Origin of the sequence: Nocardia puris, assembly GCF_036051655.1 — a bacterium.
GTDB lineage: Bacteria > Actinomycetota > Actinomycetes > Mycobacteriales > Mycobacteriaceae > Nocardia > Nocardia puris.
Map to the genome: position 1 here is coordinate 6583597 of NZ_CP107943.1, position 20868 is coordinate 6604464.

A 20868-nucleotide genomic window follows, 5' to 3' on the forward strand; every position below is an offset into this window, starting at 1 on the left:
CGGCACGCGCGGTGCGCGCTGGCACATGATTCGCTCACTGCGTTCGCTCATGCGCTCACCTCCGTCGTGTCGAACACCGACCGCAGCCGCGCCACCACGTCGTCGCGCAGGTCGGCGGGGCCGAACACCAGCGCGTCGGGGCCGAGGCCGGTGATGAGGCGGGCCAGCCAGTCGCGCGAACGCACCGGCACCTCCACCACCGCGCCCGGGCGGCCGCCGACCGTGCGCTCCTCCAGCACCGGGCCCAGCCTGCGGATCTCGCGGCCGCGGCCGTCGGCGACCCACACGGTGGCCGAACCGCTCACCGGCGCCCTGCTGGTGACGCGGGTGACGACCTCGCGCAGGTCGACCCCTTCGGGTTTGTGCACGGCGTTCGGCGGGCCGTAGGGGGTGATGTCGTCGCCGATGCGCGAGAGGCGGAAGCTGCGCGTGGCGTCGCGGTCGCGGTCGTGGCCCACCAGGTACCAGCGGCCGTGGTGGGTGACGACACCCCACGGCTCCACATCTCGCATCAGGTAGGGCGCGTTGGCTCCCCCGCGATGTTCGAACCGGACGGCGCGGCCCTCGTCGATCGCGGCGAGCAGTTTCCCGAGCACCGGTTCCGAGCCGCGGGTGCGGGCAGGCACCGCGGGCACCGACGCGACGGCGGCGTCGGTCTCCACGTGGATGCCGGCCGCGCGCAGCTTCAGCAGCGCGCCCTCGGCGGCCGCGGCCAGCTCCGGTGACTCCCACATCTGCACGGCCACCGCGACGGCGGCGGCCTCCTCGTCGGACAGGTCGATATCGGGCAGCGCGTAGGCGTCGCGGTTGATGCGGTAGCCCTCGAGCGTCGAGAACCGGCCCACCGGGCCGACTTCCAGCGGAATGCCCAGGTCGCGCAGCTCGTTCTTGTCGCGCTCGAACATCCGGCTGAAGGCTTCGTCGCTGGCGGAGTCCTCGTAGCCGGCGACGCTGTCCCTGATCCGTTCCGCGCTGAGAAACTGCCGGGTCGACAGCAACGCGATGACCAGATTCATCAGCCGCTCGACCTTGGATATCGCCACCCGTTAGAGGGTAATCGCCGTCCCCGGCGTCCGGCGCGGCGGCGCGCACTTCGCGAACCCACACAATCCGCGCGGCGATGTCGACATCGCGGCCTCGGCGCCGACGTTCTGGACGAAGATGGACCGCGACGGTCCGTCCCCGACCCGAGGAGACATCGTGAAATACGTGATCCTGATCCACTCCAACCCGCAGCCGTGGGGGCATCCGACCGGCGACTACCTGGCCGAGTTCCAGGCGCTGCGGCAGGCCGAACGCGACCGGATCACCGGCGATTTCGAGCGGTTGCTCGCCGAGATGCAGGAGAAGGGCGAATTCGTCACCGGCGAGGCGCTCGGCGCGCCCGAGGCCGCGCGGCTGTACCGGTGGGAGGCCGGCGCGCCCTTCGCCACCGACGGGCCGTACTCCGAGGCCAAGGAACATCTGGCCGGGTTCTTCCTGATCGACGTGGAGAGCCGGGCCAGGGCCGAGGAGATCGCCGCCGTGTTCGCCGGGCCCGGGGAGACGGTGGAGCTGCGGCCCACCATGTGGCCGGGCGGCGACGACCAGTGAGCGCGCGGGCGGTCGCGGACGTGTGGCGTCGCGAGGCGCCGTACGTCCTGGCCGCCCTGCTGCGCAGGCACGGCGATCTGGGTGACTGCGAGGACGCCGCACAGGAGGCGGCCGAGGCGGCGGCGCGGCAGTGGGCGCGCGACGGTGTGCCGGACAATCCGCGAGGCTGGCTCATCCGGGTCGCGTCGCGGCGGTTGATCGATCGGGTGCGCGCGCAGGACGCACGAGCGCAGCGGGAATGGGCGCACGCGGCGGCCGATCCGGACGACGCGCGCCTCGCTCCCCCGGCCGATGCCGGGACGCCGGACGACCGCGACGACACGCTGCGCCTGTTCCTGCTCTGCTGCCATCCGAGCCTGACCCGTCCGTCCCAGGTGGCGTTGACCTTGCACGCGGTGGCCGGGTTGAGCGTCGGGCGCATCGCGGCCGCCTATCTGGTGCCGGAGCGCACGATGACGCAGCGGCTGACCAGGGCGCGCGCGGCGCTGCGGGCGGCGGGCGCCCGATTCGAGATGCCCGCTCCGGCGCAGTTGCCCGCGCGGATCGCGGCGGTTCTGGACGTCTGTCACCTGATGTTCACCGCGGGGCACGCGAGCGCCGGGGCGTCGGTGGTGGACGCGGACCTCGCCGGGGAGGCCCTTCGGCTCACCCGGGAGCTGCACCGCGTCGTGCCCGACCACGACGAGGTCGCCGGGGCGCTGGCCCTGATGTTGCTCACCCACGCCCGCGCCGCCGCGCGCATGAACGGCCCCGACCTGGTGCCCCTGGCCGAGCAGGACCGCAGCCGCTGGGACCACGCGGCGATCGCCGAGGGTGTCGCGATCCTCGAACGCGTCCTGCCCCGCGGCGAAGTCGGCCGCTACCAGGTGCAGGCGGCGATCGCCGCCGTCCACGCGGAGGCGCCCACCTGGGAAACCACCGACTGGCCACAGATCTGCGTCCTGTACGCCATGCTCGACCGCCTCGCCCCGGGCCCGGCCGTCACCCTCAACCGCGCCGTCGCCCTCGGCATGACCCTGAGTCCGGAACACGGCCTGGCCCTGATCGACCCCTTGCTCACCAATCCCGCCATGCGCCGCCACCACCGCACCCACGCCGTCCGCGCCCACCTGCTGGACATGGCAGGCGACCGCGCGGCCGCCGCCGAAAGCTACCGCCGCGCCGCCCAACTCACCACCAGCCTCCCCGAACAGCGCTACCTCAACACCCGCCTACGCCGGCTCTCCGAGGGGTGAGGGGGCCGACTTCGCCCCGGCGGCATCACACGATCAGATCCACGCGGCAGGGCAAGCCGGGTGCGCGCGACAGCTTCTCATCGGCGGTCAACAGGGGAACATCCAACCGCGTCGCCAGCGCCACGTACAGCGCGTCGTAGAAACTGACGGTGTGCCGAAGTGCCCACGCGTCTTGCACCAACCAACCATCGTGGGCGTAGCGCAGATCCACCAAGGTCCGCAGTAGTCGCAAGCTCATCACCGCGGAGTTCGCCCCGATCATGCCTTTGCGCTCATGCCGGCGCAGGACGTTGCCGACTTCCGCGTCGATCAGATGCGGCGCATGGCAGGTCGAACCGTTGATGCGCTCGGCGACGGCCAGCCCCACAGAATCTTTGCGCAGCAAAGACTCGCATATGGCCGAGGCATCGACCACACACTCGTCACTCATCGCGAGCCTCACGCAGGGCGTCGAGAATGCTCTCGCGGTCGCCCCCTGGGGCAGGGTCCTGCGCCAGCGCTTCGCGAATCGCCGCCAACGCTTCACGCTTCGTACGTCGTCGCGCCAGCGCGATCAACTCACGCCGCATATACGCCTGTAGCGACATACCGGCTGCCTCGGCTCGCTGCCGAAGCACTTCGGCATCTTCCTCGGGGATGTCGCGGATCTGCATTGTCGCCATAGCGTCATTATAGCGCTATTTCAGCGCTATAATGCCTACATCGACGCGATCAGGCGGTCCACGCGTTCGTCGACGGAGCGGAAGGGGTCCTTGCACAGGACTGTGCGCTGGGCCTGGTCGTTGAGCTTGAGGTGGACCCAGTCGACGGTGAAGTCGCGGCCTGCCTCCTGGGCGGCGGTGATGAAATCGCCGCGCAGTTTGGCGCGGGTGGTCTGGGGTGGGGTGTCGACGGCGGCGTCGACGGCCTCGTCCTCGGTGATCCGCTTGGCCAGGCCCTTGCGCTGGAGCAGGTCGAACACGCCGCGCCCGCGCTTGATGTCGTGGTAGGCCAGGTCGAGCTGGGCGATCTTGGGGTCGGACAGCTCCATGTTGTAGCGGTCCTGGTAGCGCTGGAACAGCTTGCGCTTGATGACCCAGTCGATCTCGGTGTCCACCTTGGCGAAGTCCTGCGCCTCCACCGCGTCCAGGGTGCGGCCCCACAGGTCCACCACCTGGTCGACCTGCGGGTCGCGGTCCCGGTTGCGCAGGTGCTCGACGGCGCGGGCGTAGTACTCGCGCTGGATGTCCAGCGCGCTGGCCTGCCGTCCCCCGGCCAGGCGCACCGGGCGGCGGCCGGTGAGATCGTGGCTGACCTCGCGGATGGCGCGGATCGGGTTGTCCAGCGCGAAATCGCGGAACGAGACGCCCGCCTCGATCATCTCCAGCACCAGCGCGGCCGTGCCGACCTTGAGCATGGTGGTGGTCTCGGACATGTTCGAATCGCCCACGATGACGTGCAGCCTGCGGTACTTCTCCGCGTCGGCGTGTGGCTCGTCGCGCGTGTTGATGATGGGCCGCGACCGCGTGGTGGCCGAGGACACGCCCTCCCAGATGTGCTCGGCGCGCTGCGACAGGCAGAACGTGGCCGCCTTCGGCGTCTGCAGCACCTTGCCCGCGCCGCAGATCAGCTGGCGGGTGACCAGGAACGGCAGCAGCACATCGGAGATCCGGGAGAACTCGCCGGCGCGCACCACGAGGAAGTTCTCGTGGCAGCCGTAGGAGTTGCCCGCGGAGTCGGTGTTGTTCTTGAACAGGTAGATGTCGCCGCCGATGCCCTCCTCGGCGAGGCGCTGCTCGGCGTCGATCAGCAGCTCCTCGAGCACGCGCTCACCGGCGCGGTCATGGGTGACCAGCTGATGCAGGCTGTCGCATTCGGCCGTCGCGTACTCCGGATGCGACCCGACATCGAGATAGAGCCGGGCCCCGTTGCGGAGGAACACATTGGAACTACGGCCCCAGGACACCACCCGGCGGAACAGGTACCGGGCCACCTCGTCGGGGGACAGCCGACGGTGACCGTGGAAGGTGCATGTCACACCGAACTCGGTCTCGATCCCCATGATTCGTCGCTGCACACCTTCGACATTACAGCCATGTGATGCGCTCGCGCGGCGCTGCGCGCAACACGGACGCATCCGGTTTCACAACGATTCGGCTCCGCCCCGCGACGGCGAACGCCCGGTCACCAGCGGATTCCGGACACGGCGCGGCACCCCCGCAGACCCCCTGGAAAAAGACGGAACCCGCGCCACGGACCACCCCGACGGGGCGGTCCGGGACGCGGGTTCGCCGCTACTTCGAGTCCGCCTCGGGCAGCTCGACATCCTCGGTCGGCTTGGCCTTCGCCTCCACCACACCGTCGAGCAACTGCGCCAGCGCCGCCTCACCGACCCGCCGGAACGCCCGGCGCGGCCGCGACTGCTCCAGCGTGGCCACCTCGAGCGAGTTCACGCCCAGGCCGCGCTTGTCCTTGTCGGTGCCCTCGGGGATGCCCGCCTGCAGCGCCTTCACCGCGACCCCGATCGCCTCGCCCAGCTCCAGGCCGGGCTTGTAGGACGCCTTGAGCGCGGTGACGATGGGCTCGGTCGTGCCGCCCATCACCACGTACTCGCGCTCGTCGACGATCGAGCCGTCGAAGGTGATCCGGTACAGCACCGACTGCGGGCTCTGCGTCGGATAGCCGACCTCGGCCACGCAGATCTCCACCTCGAACGGCTTGAGCTGATCGGTGAAGATCGACCCGAGCGTCTGCGCGTAGGCGTTGGCCAGCGCCCGGCCGGTGACGTCGCGCCGGTCGTACTGGTAGCCCCGCAGATCGGCCTGCAGGATGCCACCGCGGCGCAGGCTCTCGAACTCGTTGTACTTGCCCACGGCCGCGAACCCGATGCGGTCGTAGAGCTCACTCACCTTGTGCAGGGTCGCCGACGGATTCTCCGCGACGAACAGCACACCCTTGTCGTACACCAGCACGATGACGCTGCGGCCGCGGCCGATACCTTTGCGCGCGAGCTCGGTCTTGTCGCGCATGATCTGCTCGGCGGAAGCGTAGTACGGCAGCGTCATGCCGGAGCACCCCCTTCCTCGGCCGCCTCCCTGGCGGCGGTGATGTCGCGCGCGATCTCCCCGAGCCGCGACTCGGGCACCTCCACCGCGCCGTCGGCGTCGACCAGCACCGCGGTCGGGAAGATGCGGCGCAGCAGATCCGGCCCGCCGGTGGCGGTGTCGTCGTCGGAGGCGTCGAACAGGGACTCCACCGCGATCCGCAGCGCGCGGTCCTCGTCGATTCCCTTGGCGTACAACTTCTTCAGCGAGGTCTTGGCGAAGACCGAGCCGGAGCCGACGGCCGCGTAGCCGAACCGCTCCTCGCTGCGCCCGCCCACCACGTCGTAGGACACGATGCGCCCCGCGCGGTCGGGATCGGTGGCCCGCTCGTCGTAGCCGACCAGCACCGGCACCACCGCCAAGCCCTGCAGCGCGGCGGGCAGATTGTCGCGCACCATCTTCGACAGCTTGTTGGCCTTACCGTCGAAGGTGAGCGCGACGCCCTCGATCTTCTCGTAGTGCTCGAGCTCCACCGCGAACAGGCGCACCAGCTCGACGGCCAGGCCCGCGGTGCCCGCGATTCCGGCCGCCGAGTACGTGTCGGTGATGTACACCTTCTCCATGTCCCGGCTGGCCAGCAGGTTGCCCTGGGTGGCGCGCCGGTCGCCCGCGATGAGCACGCCGCCCCGGTAGGTCACCGCCACGATGGTGGTGCCGTGCGGCGCGATGTCCTTCACGCCGGTGCCACCGGGACTCCCGGTGGCACCGTCGAGCGCGGCGAACTTGTTGGCGGGCAACAGTTCCGGTGCGTGGTGGCGCAGGTGCTCGGTGAACGAGGAGAGGGCGTGCCCCGGCTGGAGCCGCATCGGATCACCTGCTGTCACTGGCCGCCCTTCTGCACGTACGCGCGGACGAAGTCCTCGGCGTTCTCCTCGAGCACGTCATCGATCTCGTCGAGCAGGTCGTCGGTCTCCTCCGCGAGCTTCTCGCGACGCTCCTGTCCGGCGGCGTCGGCGCCGGGACCCTCGTCCTCGTCGCCGCCGCCGGTTCGCTTGGTCTGCTCTTGTGCCATGGCAGCCGACCTCCTGTCGTCCTCATCATGACCGGGGCCCGATGGTGAGCACGGCCTCGGTCATGAGCAATGTGCGTGCTCGTACACCAACACTACCCAGGCGGGCCGACACGGCGTCGGATCTGTGCGCAATTCGCCGTGTGGCCGTTGCCGTTTACGTCGTGAGCTGTTCCACCAGTTCGGCCGCCGTGTCCACGCCGTCGAGCAGTTTGCCGACGTGCGATTTGGTGCCGCGGCGCGGCTCCAGGGTGGGGATGCGCACCAGCGAGTCGCCGCCCAGGTCGAAGATCACCGAATCCCAGCTGGCGGCCGCGATATCGGCGCCGAAACGGCGCAGGCACTCGCCGCGGAAGTAGGCGCGGGTGTCGGTCGGCGGCTGGGTCATCGCGTCGAGCACCTGCTGCTCGGTGACCAGCCGCTTCATCGAGCCGCGCGCCACCAGGCGGTTGTAGATGCCCTTGTCCAGGCGCACATCCGAGTACTGCAGATCGAGCATGTGCAGCTTGGGCGCCGACCAGCCCAGGCCCTCGCGCTGGCGGTAGCCCTCCAGCAGGCGCAACTTGGCCGGCCAGTCCAGCAGGTCGGCGCACTCCATCGGATCGCGCTCGAGCAGGTCGAGCACCATGGCCCAGTTGTCCAGGATGTCGGTCACGCGCGGGTCGTCGTTGCCCTCGCGGTGCATGAACTTCGCGACCCGCTCGTGGTAGAGGCGCTGCAGCGCCAGGCCGGTGAGCTCGCGCCCGTCGGCCAGCGCGACGGTGGCGCGCAGGGTGGGGTCGTGGCTGATCTGGTGGACGGCGGTGACCGGCCGGGCCAGCTGCAGATCGGTGAGGTCCTCGCCCGCCTCGATCAGGTCGAGCACCAGCGCCGTGCTGCCGACCTTGAGGTAGGTCGACATCTCGGCCAGGTTGGCGTCGCCGATGATGACGTGCAGCCTGCGGTACTTGTCGGCGTCGGCGTGCGGTTCGTCGCGGGTGTTGATGATGCCGCGCTTGAGGGTGGTCTCGAGGCCCACCTCGACCTCGATGTAGTCGGCCCGCTGGGACAGCTGGAACCCGGCGTGGTCGCCGGACTGGCCGATGCCGACGCGGCCCGACCCGCACACCACCTGGCGCGACACGAAGAACGGCGTGAGCCCGAGGATGATCTGGTTGAACGGGGTGTCCCGGTTCATCAGGTAGTTCTCGTGGGTGCCGTAGGAGGCGCCCTTGCCGTCGACGTTGTTCTTGTACAGCTGCAGGCGCGGCGCGCCGGGCACGCTGGAGGCGTGGCGCGCGGCCGCCTCCATCACCCGCTCGCCCGCCTTGTCCCAGATGACCGCGTCCAGCGGGTCGGTGACCTCGGGGGCGGAGTACTCCGGATGCGCGTGGTCGACGTAGAGGCGCGCGCCGTTGGTGAGGATCATGTTGGCCGCGCCGACCTCGTCGGCGTCGATCACGGGGGCGGGTCCGTTCATCCGGCTCAGGTCGAATCCGCGCGCGTCGCGCAACGGCGACTCCACCTCGTAGTCCCAGCGGGTGCGCTTGGCGCGCGGCACGCCCTCCGCGGCCGCGTAGGCCAGCACCGCCTGGGTGGAGGTGAGGATCGGATTTGCCGACGGCTCGGTGGGGGTCGAGATGCCGTATTCGACCTCGATGCCGATGATGCGCTGCATGGGGTCGAGCCTAGCGACCATCACCGATCTCATACCGAGGGTGGTACTTCCGGAGGATTCGCCCGCGCGGCCGCGGACTCGATAGTCGAACCATGACCGAATCCCTCGCGGGCACCCAGGCCCCCACCGTACGCACCGCCGCGCCCGCGCCGTCGCGCCTGGTGGCGCTGGACGTGCTGCGCGGCATCGCGATTCTCGGCACGCTGGGCACCAACATCTGGATCCTGACCGACCCGGAGGGCATGGTCGGCTACGTCCGCCGGCTCGGCGCCCCCGCCGAGGACGGCTGGATGTGGGCCGAGCGCGCGCTGCAACAGGTGGCGCAGGGCAAGTTCCTCGGGTTGCTCACCATCATGTTCGGCATCGGCCTGGCCATCCAGCAGGCCTCGGCGAAGCGGCGCGGGCGGCCGTGGCCGGGCAAGTATCCGTGGCGCGCCGCGCTGCTGTTCCTGGACGGCCTGCTGAACTTCCTGCTGATCGCCGAGTTCGACGTGCTGATGGGGTACGCGGTGACCGGCCTGGTGGTGGCGTTCCTGCTCGCGACGAGCGAACGGGCGCAACGGCGTTGGCTGATCGTGGCGGCGAGCGTGCACGTCGCGCTGCTGACGTTGATCGCCGTCGGCCTGGCGTTCGGCCCAGGGGACGACACCCCGCGGACGGAGTCGAAACCGTTGGACCCCAACCTTTATGCGGACGGGTCGTTCTGGGATCTGGTGGTGTTCCGCGTCGACAACGTGTTCGCGTTCCGGCTCGAGGCGGTCTTCGTGTTCGCGATGTCGGTGGCGCTGTTCCTGACCGGCGCGCGACTGTTCCGGGCCGGGGTGTTCCGCCCCGAGGGCACGCGAATCCGTAAGCGGCTCATGGTGATCGGCGCGCTCGCGGTGCCGCTGGATCTCGGCATCGGCATCGGCGTCGGTGGCGACCTGATCGTGTTCACCCGCTACGGCATCGCCCCCTTCGTGGCGCTGGGCATCCTGGCCGCGGTGGCCGAGTTCTACCTGCGCAGGCCGCGACTCGGCTACGCCGGCCGCAGACTCACCGAGGTGGGCCGGACCGCGCTGTCCTGCTACATCCTCCAGAACCTGATCGCGGCGGCGATCTGCTACGGCTGGGGCCTGGGACTGGCGGCGCGCTTCTCCCCCGACCACCGGGTGCCGTTCACAATCGCGGTGTACGTGGTGGTCGCGATCGTCCTGATGGGCGCCGCTCACCTGTGGTTGCGCCGCTTCGAGCGGGGCCCGGTGGAGTGGGCCTGGCACGAGGCCTACCGCCTGCTCGCCCGCGAACGCTGATCCCCCGCGCCCACGCCGCCGCTCCGATCGCGGCGGCGTCCGCGCGTCTTGGTCGAGTGCACAATCCGGGCGCGCGCAGTCTTGGGGTTTGCCGGTGGTGGCGGTGCGGGTTCATGCGATGTGCTGAGAGGGACAGTGAGGTCAGGTGGCCTCACTCACTCTCGAACAGAAGGTTTTCCGGTCTTGGCTGCCTCATCGACCACCGCGGGCCGCACCCGCCCCCGCACGCTCTGCGCGGCGTTCCAGTCCAACGTCGCCCGCTACGGCGACGCCGTCGCCCTGCGCACCCTGGGTGGCGCGCAGACCCTCACCTGGCGCGAGTACGGCGAGCGGGTGCGCGCCATCGCCACGGGCCTGCGCGCGCTCGGGCTGCGTTCCGGCGACACCGTCGCGCTCATGCTGACCAACCGGCCCGAATTCCACCTGTGCGATACCGCCGTTCTGCACGCGGGCGCGACGCCGTTCTCGGTGTACAACACCAATCCCGTGGAATTGCTCGCCTACCAATTCGGCAATGCCGGAAACAAAATGGTGATCTGCGAGAAACAATTCGCCTCGCGAATTCTCGAAGCGGCCGCGCTGGCGGCCGAACAAGGACACCGCGTGGAACACGTGATCGTGGTCGACGAACCGGTTCCCGGCACCACGACACTGGCCGCCGTCGAATCCGCCCCCGCTCCCGAGGGGTTCGATTTCGAGGCGACGTGGCGGGCGGTGGACCCCGAGGATCTGCTCACCATCGTCTACACCTCCGGCACCACCGGACCGCCCAAAGGCGTCGAGCTGACCCACACCAACTTCCTCGAGAACGCCCGCGTCATCGAGAAGTTCGGCGGGGGCGGCGCCGAGGACCGGGTGATCTCCTACCTGCCCGACGCGCACGCCGCCAACCGCTGGTTCGCGCACTACCTCACCATGCTCGAGGGCGGTGAGATCACCACCGTCGCCGACCTGAAACAGGTCGCCGCCGCCATGACCGAGGTGCGCCCGACGGTCTTCCTCGGCGTGCCCCGGGTGTGGGTGAAGGTCCGCGGCGCGCTGGAGGAGCGCTTCGCCGCCGAGCCCGCGCCACGCCGCGCCCTGATCCGCTGGGCGGTCGAGACCGGCCGCCACCGGGCGCGTGCTGTCTCGGACGGTATTCCCGAAGGTCCGGCCGACCGCCTGCGTCACGCCGTCGCGGAGCGCCTCGTCCTGCGCAGACTCCGGGAGCGACTCGGCTTGGACCGCGTGCGCGTGGCCGTGACCGGGTCGGTCGCGATCCCGCCGGACGTCCACGAATTCTTCCTGGGACTCGGTCTGCCGTTGTGCGAGGGGTACGGCATGACCGAGTGCACGGCGGGCGCGACGCTCAACGGTCCGGAGCGCGTCAAGATCGGCACCGTCGGCACCCCGCTCCCCGGCGCCGAGGTGCGGTTGGCCGACGACGGCGAGGTGCTGATCCGCGGCCGCATGGTGATGCGCGGCTACCGAGGCGACCCGGAGAAGACCGCGGAGACGGTCGACGCCGAGGGCTGGCTGCACACCGGCGACATCGGGTCCTTCGACGCCGACGGCTACCTGCGCATCGTGGACCGCAAGAAGGAGCTGATCATCAACGCGGCCGGAAAGAACATGTCCCCGGCCAATATCGAGAACACCGTCACCGATCACTGCGCGCTGGCCGGCGCCGTCGCGGTGATCGGCGAGCAGCGCCCGTACAACACCGCGCTGATCTGCCTCGATCCCGATCTGTCCGCCGCCTTCGCCACGCGCGCCGGGCTGTCCGCGACCGGCGTGGGCGATCTCGCGCGCGACCCGCAGGTGCTGGCCGAGATCGAGCGCGGCGTCGCGGCGGCCAACGCGAAACTCTCGCGCGTGGAGCAGATCAAGAAGTTCCGCGTCCTGGGCGAGACCTGGGAGCCCGGCGGCGCATGCCTGACCGCGACGGGCAAGCTGCGGCGCACCCCGATCGCCGCCCGCTACGCCGAAACCATCGAGGCCATGTATTCGGCGTAGTACTGTCCGAGACGGACGGACGGAGGGAGCAACGATGCCGGCACCGACCCCGATCGACGACCTGCACCGGCGGGCCGGGGCGCTCATCGACGGGTTCTACGCCGCGCTGCCGCCGTACGCGCGCCTGCCGCAGTCGCTGGTCGAGCCCGACTTCGCGCGCGGCACGAAGCTCAACGTGGACCTGTTCTTCGAGTATCTGCGCACCGGCGTGGATCCCTCCGAGGAGGACACCAGGGAACTCGTCGAGCTCGCGCTCGACCGCGTGCGCGACGGCACGCCGGTAGCGGAGGTGCTCGAGCGGTACCGGCTCGGGTCGGCGCTGCTGTGGGACCGGCTGCGCCACACCGTCGCTCCCGAGGACAGCGAGGTGCTGTTCACGGCGGCGCCCGCGCTGCTGAAGTACATCACGCTGGTGGTCACCCGGATCGCCACCGGCGTCGCGCAGCGCGCCCATGATCCGCGCTGGGAGCTGCTGGAGCGCCGCCGCGCCATCGCCGACGCGCTGCTGGCCGGACAGGACCCGGTGGAGTGGGCGAACGGTCCGGTGATCCCGATCGCCGACGCGTTCCTGGTGGCGGTCTTCCGGCTCGGCGCGGCGGGCAGCGGTCCGGCCGCCGCGCTGCGGCATCGCGCGGAAGCGATTCCGGGGGTGTTCCTGCGCCTGGACGCCGGCGGGTGGACGGCGCTGATCCCGTTGCGTCCCGGCGACGACGGGTCGCACACGCTCGCCGCACTCACCGCCCGGCTGCCCGCCCCCGCGCCCACCGACGCGACGCCGTACTGGGTGGGTGTCGCCGCGGCCTGCACCCGCGCCGAGATTCCTGGCGCCTACACCGAGGCGCGCGTCCTGGGCGAGCTGGGGCGGTGCCTGCGGCGGAGCGAGATCGTCTGCCGCCGAAGCGATCTGCAGTTCGAGTACACGGTGGCGATGAGCGATACGGCACGTCCCGGCCTGGCCGCCGTGCTGGCCCCGCTGGACAGCCAGCCGATGCTGGCCGAGACCCTCGACACCTTCGTGGACAGCGGCTTCAACCAGGTGGCCACGGCACGGCAGCTCACGGTGCACCGCAACACCGTGACCTACCGCCTGTCGCGGGTGCACGAGCTGACCGGCCTGGACCCGCACCGGCCCGCCGACGCGATGACGCTGTCGGCGGCGCGGCTGGCGCGCAAGCTCGAATCGGCCGCGTTCACGCCCTGAGTCCGGCCGCGCGCGTTAAAGACCGGAAAACATAGGATGAAATCGCCTCGACGGCCTCCCACCTGCGCACACGCCGCACCCGAGCCCATGAAGCGCTTCTATTTCACAAACCCCCTGGCAGCGGGCACGCGACACAGGGTGCCCAGGATTCCCGGGGCTGACACCACACCCGACGGTGACTCAACTCACTTACACACCGATCGGAATCTTCTCCTATTGTTTTGTGCAGCCCGGTAGACGACGACGTCCCGGGAAAAGCTCGACAAAACACTTCGGAACGTCCCGAAGAGCGATTCTGGTCACGTTTTCTGATCGGGAACCGTACGAAACAGACAGTTCTCGATGGGCAGCTGAAGGTGTGCGTCATGGAATTCATCGAGTTGGCCGACTATCCGCTGCCGGGCGGACACGTCGTCGAGTGGCTCCCCACGGCCGCCTCCCATTGGGCGGATTGGCCCCGCGACACCAGGGCGGTGTCCCACAATCACGAACAGCATCTGCGAGATGCGCTGGAACACAACCGTATACGCGAGCGCAGGCATTACTGGCTCGGTCACGCGTTCCGTCTCGACGGCGCGCTCGACGCCGCCGCCTGGCGGATCGCCCTCGATCAGTGGATCGACCGGCACGAGGCGCTGCGCACCCACGTCACCGTGGAGGGCGGGCGCCCGGCGCGCTACACCGCCGAGCCCGGCGTCATCCGTGTGCGCCCCGTCGACGCGGGCACGCACGCCTCCACCATGGCCACCTTCCGGCTGGTCCAGGACCTCCTGGACGAGGGCACCTCGCCGCTGCGCTGGCCGTCGTACGTGTGCGTCACCATCGACGGACGTCGCGGGTGCACCGTGGTGCTGGCCGCCGACCACTCGATCATGGACGGGTACTCCACCACCGGCATCGGTGGCGAACTGCGCGCGCTGTACGAGTCCGCCCGCGCCGGCACCGCGCCCGCGTTGCCCGCGCCGGGCAGCTACGTGGACTTCTCCGAGCGGGAGCGCGCCGTCGCCGCGACGGTCACGGCCGACGATCCGGGCGTCGCGCTCTGGCGCGAATTCCTGTCCAGCACAGCGAATTCCGACGAAGTCGACCGGACGCCGGTCCTGAGTGTCGTCGATCCGGCACCCGCCGCGCCGGACTACGCGCGCAACGGCTTGCGCGCCGAACCCGCTTCCGCCAACGGCCTGGCCGTGCTCCCCGGAGACGATCCGTTCGCCCGCGTCGCCGCCCGTCCGGTCGCCGTCGGCGCGCCCGCCCCGGAGGCCACCCAGCGCACCCTGGCCCTCGAACTGCTCGACTCCCGCGCCGCCGACGCGGCCGCCGCCCTGGCCCGCGAGCACGGGCAGAGCCTGTTCGCGGTGCTGCTGGCCGCGTTCGCCGCCACCACGGCCGAATTCGGCGCGGGACGCGACTTCCGCACCGTCGTGCCGCTGCACACGCGCAGCGAGCCGTGCTGGGCCGACACGCTCGGCTGGTTCGTGGGGCTGGCGCCGTTCGCGCTCGACACCGGCGGCGCGCGCACCCTCGCCGAACTCGTCGGCCCGGCGGGCGCGGAACTGCGGCGCGTGCGTGGCGCCGCGCGGGTGCCGTTCCGCCATGTCTGCGACGTGCTCGAGGTGCGTCCGCGTATCGCGTTCATGGTGTCCTACATGGATATTCGCGCCGTACCCGGCGCGCACGCCTGGGCCGATTCCGAAACCAGGTGGTTGCGCAGCCGCAACCGCTCCGGCGAGGAGTTCTTCTTCTGGTTCCTGCGCACGCCCAGCGGCGTCTCGCTGAACATGCGCTACCCCGGCACCACCCGCGCCACCCGCGACATCCACCGCCACGTGCTGCGGATGCGCGAGCTGCTCACCGAATTCGCCGTGCGCGGCGACGTCCCCGTCCGACCCGTCGAAGGAGCGCCGCTGTCATGGAGATGACCCTCACCGAGGACTGGCTGCCGAAACCCGGTGCGCTGCTGGAGTTCACGCCGACCGCCGAGTCCCGCGCCGCCGCGCTGGACGCGCCCGCCTCCCCCGTGCCGCCCACCTTCCTCCAGGAATCCCACATCTCCCGGTGGGCCGAGCGCAGGCACACCGACAACCCGTTGGCCTCGGAGCTGTCGCTGTGCTTCACCGTGGCCACCCCGCTGGACGCCGACGCGCTGCGCCGCGCGTTCGTCACGTTCCTGCGCAGGCACGAAACCCTGCGCTGCCGTTTCGATCTCGACACCGGCGGCGGGGATCCGCGCCGACATATCGTCGCCGCCGAGGACGTCGACTTGGTGGCGGAGCACCGTGGTGAGTTCGACTCCGGGGAGGAGCTGCGCGATCTGCTCGTCGCGCGGTTCCGGGCCGCCGCCGACCCGACGCGCTGGCCCGCGTTCGTGTGCGGCGCGATCGACCACGGACCAGACGGCTTCACGCTGCTCTACAGCACCGACCACGCGTTCAGCGACGGAATCTCCTTGGTCACCGCGATTTTCGAGCTGTACAACTGCTACTCGGCACACGCGGTGGGCACCGACCCGGTGCTGCCCCCGGTCGGCAGTTATGTCGATTTCGCCGCCGCCGAACGCGCGGCGGTGGCGGCGGGGTCGCCCGAGCTGGACCGGATGGCGGCCCTGCTCGCCGGATACGCCGACCGGGTCGCGCCGCTGCCGTGGGATCTCGGTTTGGCGCCCGGCGAGCTGGCCGAGAGCCGGGGCACCAAGGTGGATCTGCTCGACGCCGCCGAATGCGAGGCGTTCGCGGCGGCCTGCAAGGCGGCGGGCGGCGGTTTCTCGGCGGGCCTGTACGCCGCACTCGCGCTCACCGAGCGCGAAACCGCCGGGCGCACCGGCTATCTCGCGATGAACGTGGTGGGCACCCGCTCCGCGCCGGAGTACCAGATGGCGCAGGGCTGGTTCGTGAACCTGCTGCCCGTCGGATTCGACACGGCCGACGCCGATTTCGCGGAACTCGTCCGGCGCGCGGCCGCCGCGCTCGAGGATGTGAAGGCGCTGGGCTCGGTGCCCGTGCACGCCGCGCTGCGGCTGGCGGCGGTCCGCAGCGGGGCCCCGCAGCCCGTCACCACGGACTGGCCGTGGGTCTCCTACATGGACGTGCGCGCCATCTCCGGCGCCGCGCTGGAACAGGCGCTGCCCGCGGTGAGCGGCATCAACGGCCTCGGTTCGCGCAGCCGGATCGGGCAGACCTCGCCGATCTGGTTCAGCCGCGAACTCGACCGCCTGCACGTCACGGCGATGTACCCGGACACACCCGCCGCGAACGCCTCGGCCGCCGAGTATTTCGCTCGGCTGGGCGCGGTGCTGCGCGCGGTCGCGCACGACAGCGAGGGGCCGTGATGCGACTGCTCTTCCTCGACCATCTCGCCGCCGATCCCGGTGTGCTGCTGGAATGGACCGCGCTGGCCGACCCGGTGCCCGACCCGACCCCGCCGACCTCCAACCAGACGATTCACCTGTCCTCCGGCGGGCCGACCACCTGGCTGGCGGCCCACTTCGATGTGGCCGGGCCGATCGACACCACGGCGCTGGAAACCACGTTCGCCCACTGGATTCCGCGCCACGACGCGCTGCACTGCGCCTTCGGCACCGCGCCCGATGGCGGGGTGGCGGTGCGGGTCGCCCCCGATACCGGCATCACGCTCGCCGCCCGCGCGCCCGTCACCGTCGACTCCGCCGGCCGGCTGCGGGCGCTGCTGGGCGAGCGGCTGGACGACGCGTGCGCGCCCACCAGTTTCCCGCCGTACTTCCTCGGCGCCGTCAGCCGGACCGAAACCTCCACTGTTGTAGTGGGATTCGACCACGCCATCTGCGATGCGTGGTCGATCATGATCGCGGTCACCGAACTCGACGTGCTCTATCGCGCGGCCGTCGAACAGGGACCCGCCGCCGCGGCGGCCGCGGCGCGCACGCTGCCGGAGGCGGGCAGCTTCCTGGCCTACGCCACCCGCGAAGCCGCCACCCCCTCGGCCGCCACCGGGCCCCTGCTCGACGCGTGGCGCGAGTTCCTGCGCGCGGGTGACAACGACCTGCCGCACTTCCCACTCGACCTCGGCACCGGCGGCGAACCCGCGCCCTTCGGCAGCGACGTGCGAAAGGTACTGGGCCCCAACGACACCGACGCCCTGCATCTGCGAGCCCGCGCTGAGGGGTTCTCGCTGTTCGCCGCGCTGCTGGCGGCCGTGGCGCTCACCGCCGCCGAACTCGGCGGCGCTCCCGCGATCGACCTGGTCTTCCCGGTGCACACGCGCCGAGAACCCCGCCACCACAACACCTTCGGCTGGCTGGTCGCCAACGCACCGGCCCGCGTGCCGGTCGCGGGCGATTTCCTCGCGACAGCCCACGCCGCCCACGCCGCCGTGCAGGCGGGCCAGCGGCTGGCGACCGTGCCCGCCGTGCGGGTGTTCGAGGCGATGGGCACCGAACTGCGCCGGACCCGGCGCGACCTGTTCAGCGTCTCCTACACCGACTACCGGCATCTGCCGGGCGGCAGCCGGTCCGACACCACCCGCGCGCGACCGCGCGATCCGGCCCAATTCAGCCGTGCCGCACCGCTGGACGACGTGCAGCTGTGGTTCACCAGGGCCGACGACGGGCTGGCGCTGCGCACCCGCTTTCCCGACACCCCGGCCGCGCGCAAAGTGGTCGGCGAATTCCTCGATCGGCTCGCCGAAACGCTCACCGGGGCGGTGCGGTCCGGATAATCTCGGCCATGGGTCCGATCTGGCGGACCGCAGCGAGCAGCCGGGAGCATCCAATGGAGCAGGCTCTGGTCACCGATCCGCCCGACGACACCGCAGGCCGGGCGACGGCTCTGCTGCGGCCCGGCCTGCTCGCGTTCGGCGGCCCGATCCGCCCCACCGACCTGCACGCCCACCACACCGTGCAGGTGCTCGTCGCCCGCACCCCGGTCACGGTGATGGACGCGAGCGGCGTGCGCCACCGCGGCACCCGCGTCGTGGTGCCCGCCGACGCGCCGCACCGCATCGAGACGGCCGCCGAGGGCGCCGCGCTGTACCTGGACCCCGAGACCGCGGCGGGCGCGAGCGCCGACCGTCGCGCCCACCACGGCGGCTGGGCCGAGGACGCCGCACCCCTGCCCGCCGAACTCGCCGCCGCGCCGCTGGCCGATCAGGTGGCCGTGATCGTGCGCGAACTGCGTTCCGGCGCACCGGGTTCCGCGGGCCCGCGGCACAGCGCGGTGCTCGAGGCGCTGCGCCTGCTGCCGACGCTGGTCACCGACCGCACCGTCCGGGGCGCGGACGTGGCCGCCCGGGTGGGCCTGTCCCCCGCGCGCCTGTCGCACCTTTTCGCCGATCAGGTCGGCCTGCCCCTGCGTCCCTACATGCTGTGGCTGCGCCTGCGCGTCGCCATCGGCCGGTTCCGCAGCGGCGACGATCTCGCGACCGCCGCCCGCGCCGCGGGCTTCGACGACGGCACCCAGCTCACCCGCACCTGCAAGCGCACCTTCGGCCTCACGCCCGCCGCGCTGCACCGCCCCGAGCAGTGGGATCTCGGCGAGGCCGAACCCGGCCGGTAGGCTCGGCGGCATGCTCTCCCGGGTCCGGCTCGCGACGTTCGCGGTCTTCGCGTGCCTCGCACCGGTCCTCGCGCTGCTCGCGGCGCCGATGTCCGAGCACGCCGCGCTCGCCGCACTGGGTGTGCTGGCGGCCGCCGTCGTCACGCTGGTGTCGGTGCGCGGCGTCCGGCTGCCCGCCCGCGCCGCGTGGGCCGGCCCGCCGCCCTCGGCCCGTCGCCGCAGGCGGGGCACCTATCTGCGGCAGAGCAATCCGGACACGCCGGGCCGCCCGCGGCCACGAGCTCCGGGACTGGTCACCGGCTGAGCACCCCCGCGCGGGGTGGTTCGGCCGAGTCGCCGTGACCCAGTCCCCGTACGTGCGCGCGCACGTCTCACCGAATCAGGTGTACCCCCATGCTCGATATCGTCTACTACCCTGTCTCCGCCGTGCTGAAGGCATGGCATTCCCTGTTCGCGCTCGCCTTCGGCCCGGCGTCGGCCGTCGCGTGGGTGCTCGCGATCGTGTTCCTGGTGATCACCTTCCGCGCCGCGCTGATCCCGGTCGCGCTGCGCCAGACGCGCACCCAGGCGGCGATGCTGCGGCTGCGGCCCCGCGTCGACGCACTGAAGGCGAAGTACCCCGATGATCCGCGCACGCTCGCCACCGAAACCCAAGCCCTGTACCGGGAGCAGGGCGTGCGGCCGCTGGCCGGGTGCCTGCCGCTGCTGGGGCAGGCGCTGGTGTTCTTCGGGTTGTTCCACGTGCTGCGCTCATTCGACCGCACCCACGCCGTGGGGCAGCTGCCGTTCCAGGCGACGGCGGCGCCGATGTCGGCCGAACAGAACGCGCGGACGCCGAACTACCTCTTCGAGGCCGACGGCGTGCGCGCCTTCCTCGACGCCCATGTCTTCGGCGCGCCGCTCTCGGCCACCCTGGCCGGGCAGCCGACGGTGCCGATGATGCTGGTGGCGGGCGCGCTCGTGCTCGCCGCCGTCGCCACCCACTTCACCGCCCGGGGCGCGGCGGCCCGGCAGACCGCCGCGCAACCCGCACTGCTGACCACCCTCACGCTCTGGGTCTTCCCGGCCGGGTTGCTGATCGGCGGGCCGCTGCTGCCGGTGGCGATTCTGGTGTACTGGGTCGCGAACAACGGGTGGACGCTCGGGCAGCAGTACCTCGTGCACCGGCGGGTGGACGCCGAAACCGCCGTCGCGGCACCTGTTTCCGCGTCGAGGGCGACCGCTCCGAAACCCGGTGCGAAACCGGTGCGCGGCCAGCGGACTCAGACCACGCGGCGGGCCCGCAAGTAGTGTTTCGCGCCGAACAGCTGGAGGGCCTGCCGCACACCGAACGGCGCCCACGAGGCCGAACGGTCCTCCAGCACGGCCGGATCGATGAGCTCGACGGTGCGACCCTTGGTCTCGAGCGCGAACTCGCCCGCCGCGAGGACGTTCTTGACCCACTCCGAGTCGATGCCGTAGGTGAGCGCGATCCGGAATTCGCCCTCGGCCTCGAACGCCCACACCGGGGTGCGATAGGCGCGGCCCGAGTGGCGGCCCGCGTGCCGGACGACGGCCAGCACCGGCACCTTGCCCGCCACCAGGCCCGCGATCGGATTGGTCACCTGCCGGTTGAACGACGCCAACGCGCGGGGCAGCACCATCGCAAGGTCCTCTCTACCGGGTGGGGTGCGCAGCCCAGGGTACCCTCGAGCCGTGTCAGCCCCACAGAGTCCGCCGCCCGCCGCGCGGGAGACGATCGCCGTCTACGACGGCGCCGGGCGCCCCGTGGGGGCGGCCGCCCGCGGCGACGTCTACCGCGACGGGCTCTGGCACGCGAGCGCGGGCGTGCTGGTCCGCTCCGGGGACGGCGAACGCCTCTACGTGCACCGCCGCACCGATACGAAGCTGGTGGGCGCGGGCGCGCACGACTGCCTCGCCGGCGGTGTGGTGGCGCCGGGCGAGACGCCCGAGGTCACCGCCGTGCGGGAACTCGCCGAGGAGCTCGGGATCGAGGCGCCCGCGAGCGCGGTGCGGCCGCTCGGGAGTATCGCGTGGGAGGGCGCGTGGGACGGGCTGGACATGCGCTGCCACCTGTTCGCCTACGAACTGCGCTATGACGGCCCGATCCGGCACCAGCCCGAGGAGATCGCCGACGGATGGTGGTGGACCGACGCGCAACTGCGCGCGCATCTGGCTCTCCCGGACTGGCCGTTCGTGCCCGACACCCGGGCGCTGATCGAGACACTGCTCGCCTGAGCAGGTGCCTCGCCGGCGCGGCGCGGGCACCGCACGCCGG

General features: G+C 71.3%; 21 protein-coding genes. 12 read left to right on the top strand and 9 right to left on the bottom strand.

From position 1 onward, the window contains the following. Window positions 1-47 precede the first annotated feature (47 nt). On the bottom strand, window positions 48-1043 hold the full coding sequence (locus OHB21_RS30545; RefSeq protein WP_195124343.1) for a helix-turn-helix transcriptional regulator: 996 nt from the start codon (window positions 1041-1043) through the stop codon (window positions 48-50). 157 nt (window positions 1044-1200) lie between these two features. Between OHB21_RS30545 and OHB21_RS30550 the strand changes: the two genes are divergently transcribed. Further along, window positions 1201-1593 (top strand): YciI family protein, encoded by a 393-nt coding sequence (locus tag OHB21_RS30550; RefSeq protein ID WP_195124344.1) that lies wholly within the window; start codon window positions 1201-1203, stop codon window positions 1591-1593. Next, window positions 1590-2828 carry an RNA polymerase sigma factor gene (locus OHB21_RS30555; RefSeq protein WP_067512168.1) on the top strand — a complete coding sequence of 413 codons (1239 nt, stop codon included), beginning with the start codon at window positions 1590-1592 and terminating at the stop codon, window positions 2826-2828. The genes OHB21_RS30550 and OHB21_RS30555 overlap by 4 nt, the downstream gene beginning before the upstream one ends. A 25-nt stretch (window positions 2829-2853) precedes the next feature. On the opposite strand, the gene OHB21_RS30560 is transcribed toward OHB21_RS30555, so the two are convergent. The 7 genes from OHB21_RS30560 to dop all read right to left on the bottom strand — a co-directional run bounded on the left by OHB21_RS30560 (window position 2854) and on the right by dop (window position 8577). Beyond that, the gene (locus tag OHB21_RS30560; protein WP_067512170.1) at window positions 2854-3258 is read right to left on the bottom strand and encodes a type II toxin-antitoxin system VapC family toxin; all 405 of its coding nucleotides are present in this window, start codon (window positions 3256-3258) and stop codon (window positions 2854-2856) included. Then, window positions 3251-3490, bottom strand: coding sequence for a FitA-like ribbon-helix-helix domain-containing protein (locus tag OHB21_RS30565; RefSeq protein WP_067512172.1), 240 nt, complete (start codon window positions 3488-3490; stop codon window positions 3251-3253). Before OHB21_RS30565 ends, OHB21_RS30560 begins: the two co-directional genes overlap by 8 nt. Window positions 3491-3525: 35 nt before the next feature. Beyond that, the gene (gene pafA / locus OHB21_RS30570) at window positions 3526-4884 is read right to left on the bottom strand and encodes a Pup--protein ligase (RefSeq protein ID WP_195124345.1); all 1359 of its coding nucleotides are present in this window, start codon (window positions 4882-4884) and stop codon (window positions 3526-3528) included. Window positions 4885-5101: 217 nt separating this feature from the next. Then, window positions 5102-5872 (bottom strand): proteasome subunit alpha, encoded by a 771-nt coding sequence (gene prcA / locus OHB21_RS30575; protein ID WP_067512176.1) that lies wholly within the window; start codon window positions 5870-5872, stop codon window positions 5102-5104. Continuing rightward, window positions 5869-6717 carry a proteasome subunit beta gene (gene prcB / locus OHB21_RS30580; protein WP_067512178.1) on the bottom strand — a complete coding sequence of 283 codons (849 nt, stop codon included), beginning with the start codon at window positions 6715-6717 and terminating at the stop codon, window positions 5869-5871. The genes prcA and prcB overlap by 4 nt, the downstream gene beginning before the upstream one ends. 14 nt (window positions 6718-6731) lie before the next feature. Beyond that, complete coding sequence (locus OHB21_RS30585) at window positions 6732-6923, bottom strand: ubiquitin-like protein Pup (RefSeq protein ID WP_067512180.1); 192 nt, start codon at window positions 6921-6923, stop codon at window positions 6732-6734. Window positions 6924-7077: 154 nt separating this feature from the next. Next, window positions 7078-8577 carry a depupylase/deamidase Dop gene (gene dop / locus OHB21_RS30590; protein WP_067512182.1) on the bottom strand — a complete coding sequence of 500 codons (1500 nt, stop codon included), beginning with the start codon at window positions 8575-8577 and terminating at the stop codon, window positions 7078-7080. Window positions 8578-8669: 92 nt separating this feature from the next. Between dop and OHB21_RS30595 the strand changes: the two genes are divergently transcribed. From OHB21_RS30595 to yidC, 9 genes are all read left to right on the top strand, one after another. Then, on the top strand, window positions 8670-9869 hold the full coding sequence (locus OHB21_RS30595; protein WP_195124346.1) for a DUF418 domain-containing protein: 1200 nt from the start codon (window positions 8670-8672) through the stop codon (window positions 9867-9869). Window positions 9870-10052: 183 nt separating this feature from the next. Beyond that, window positions 10053-11864, top strand: a complete 1812-nt coding sequence (locus OHB21_RS30600; RefSeq protein WP_195124347.1) for an AMP-dependent synthetase/ligase — start codon at window positions 10053-10055, stop codon at window positions 11862-11864. A gap of 34 nt (window positions 11865-11898) precedes the next feature. Next, complete coding sequence (locus OHB21_RS30605) at window positions 11899-13065, top strand: PucR family transcriptional regulator (RefSeq protein ID WP_067512188.1); 1167 nt, start codon at window positions 11899-11901, stop codon at window positions 13063-13065. Between the two features lie 365 nt (window positions 13066-13430). Further along, on the top strand, window positions 13431-14984 hold the full coding sequence (locus tag OHB21_RS30610) for a condensation domain-containing protein (RefSeq protein ID WP_195124348.1): 1554 nt from the start codon (window positions 13431-13433) through the stop codon (window positions 14982-14984). Then, window positions 14975-16390 (top strand): condensation domain-containing protein, encoded by a 1416-nt coding sequence (locus tag OHB21_RS30615; protein ID WP_067512192.1) that lies wholly within the window; start codon window positions 14975-14977, stop codon window positions 16388-16390. The genes OHB21_RS30610 and OHB21_RS30615 overlap by 10 nt, the downstream gene beginning before the upstream one ends. Further along, window positions 16390-17754, top strand: coding sequence for a condensation domain-containing protein (locus tag OHB21_RS30620; protein WP_195124349.1), 1365 nt, complete (start codon window positions 16390-16392; stop codon window positions 17752-17754). Before OHB21_RS30615 ends, OHB21_RS30620 begins: the two co-directional genes overlap by 1 nt. Window positions 17755-17807: 53 nt before the next feature. Continuing rightward, complete coding sequence (locus OHB21_RS30625) at window positions 17808-18590, top strand: AraC family transcriptional regulator (RefSeq protein ID WP_067512196.1); 783 nt, start codon at window positions 17808-17810, stop codon at window positions 18588-18590. Window positions 18591-18600: 10 nt separating this feature from the next. Further along, window positions 18601-18894, top strand: a complete 294-nt coding sequence (locus OHB21_RS30630; RefSeq protein ID WP_067512198.1) for a DUF6412 domain-containing protein — start codon at window positions 18601-18603, stop codon at window positions 18892-18894. A gap of 89 nt (window positions 18895-18983) precedes the next feature. Continuing rightward, complete coding sequence (gene yidC, locus OHB21_RS30635) at window positions 18984-19880, top strand: membrane protein insertase YidC (protein ID WP_195124350.1); 897 nt, start codon at window positions 18984-18986, stop codon at window positions 19878-19880. Here yidC and OHB21_RS30640 read toward each other — a convergent pair. Then, on the bottom strand, window positions 19853-20233 hold the full coding sequence (locus tag OHB21_RS30640) for a nitroreductase/quinone reductase family protein (protein WP_195124351.1): 381 nt from the start codon (window positions 20231-20233) through the stop codon (window positions 19853-19855). The two genes, yidC and OHB21_RS30640, sit on opposite strands and share 28 nt — an antisense overlap. Window positions 20234-20285: 52 nt before the next feature. Here OHB21_RS30640 and OHB21_RS30645 point away from each other — a divergent pair, with 52 nt between their 5' ends. Then, window positions 20286-20828 (top strand): NUDIX domain-containing protein, encoded by a 543-nt coding sequence (locus OHB21_RS30645; protein WP_067512204.1) that lies wholly within the window; start codon window positions 20286-20288, stop codon window positions 20826-20828. Window positions 20829-20868 lie beyond the last annotated feature (40 nt).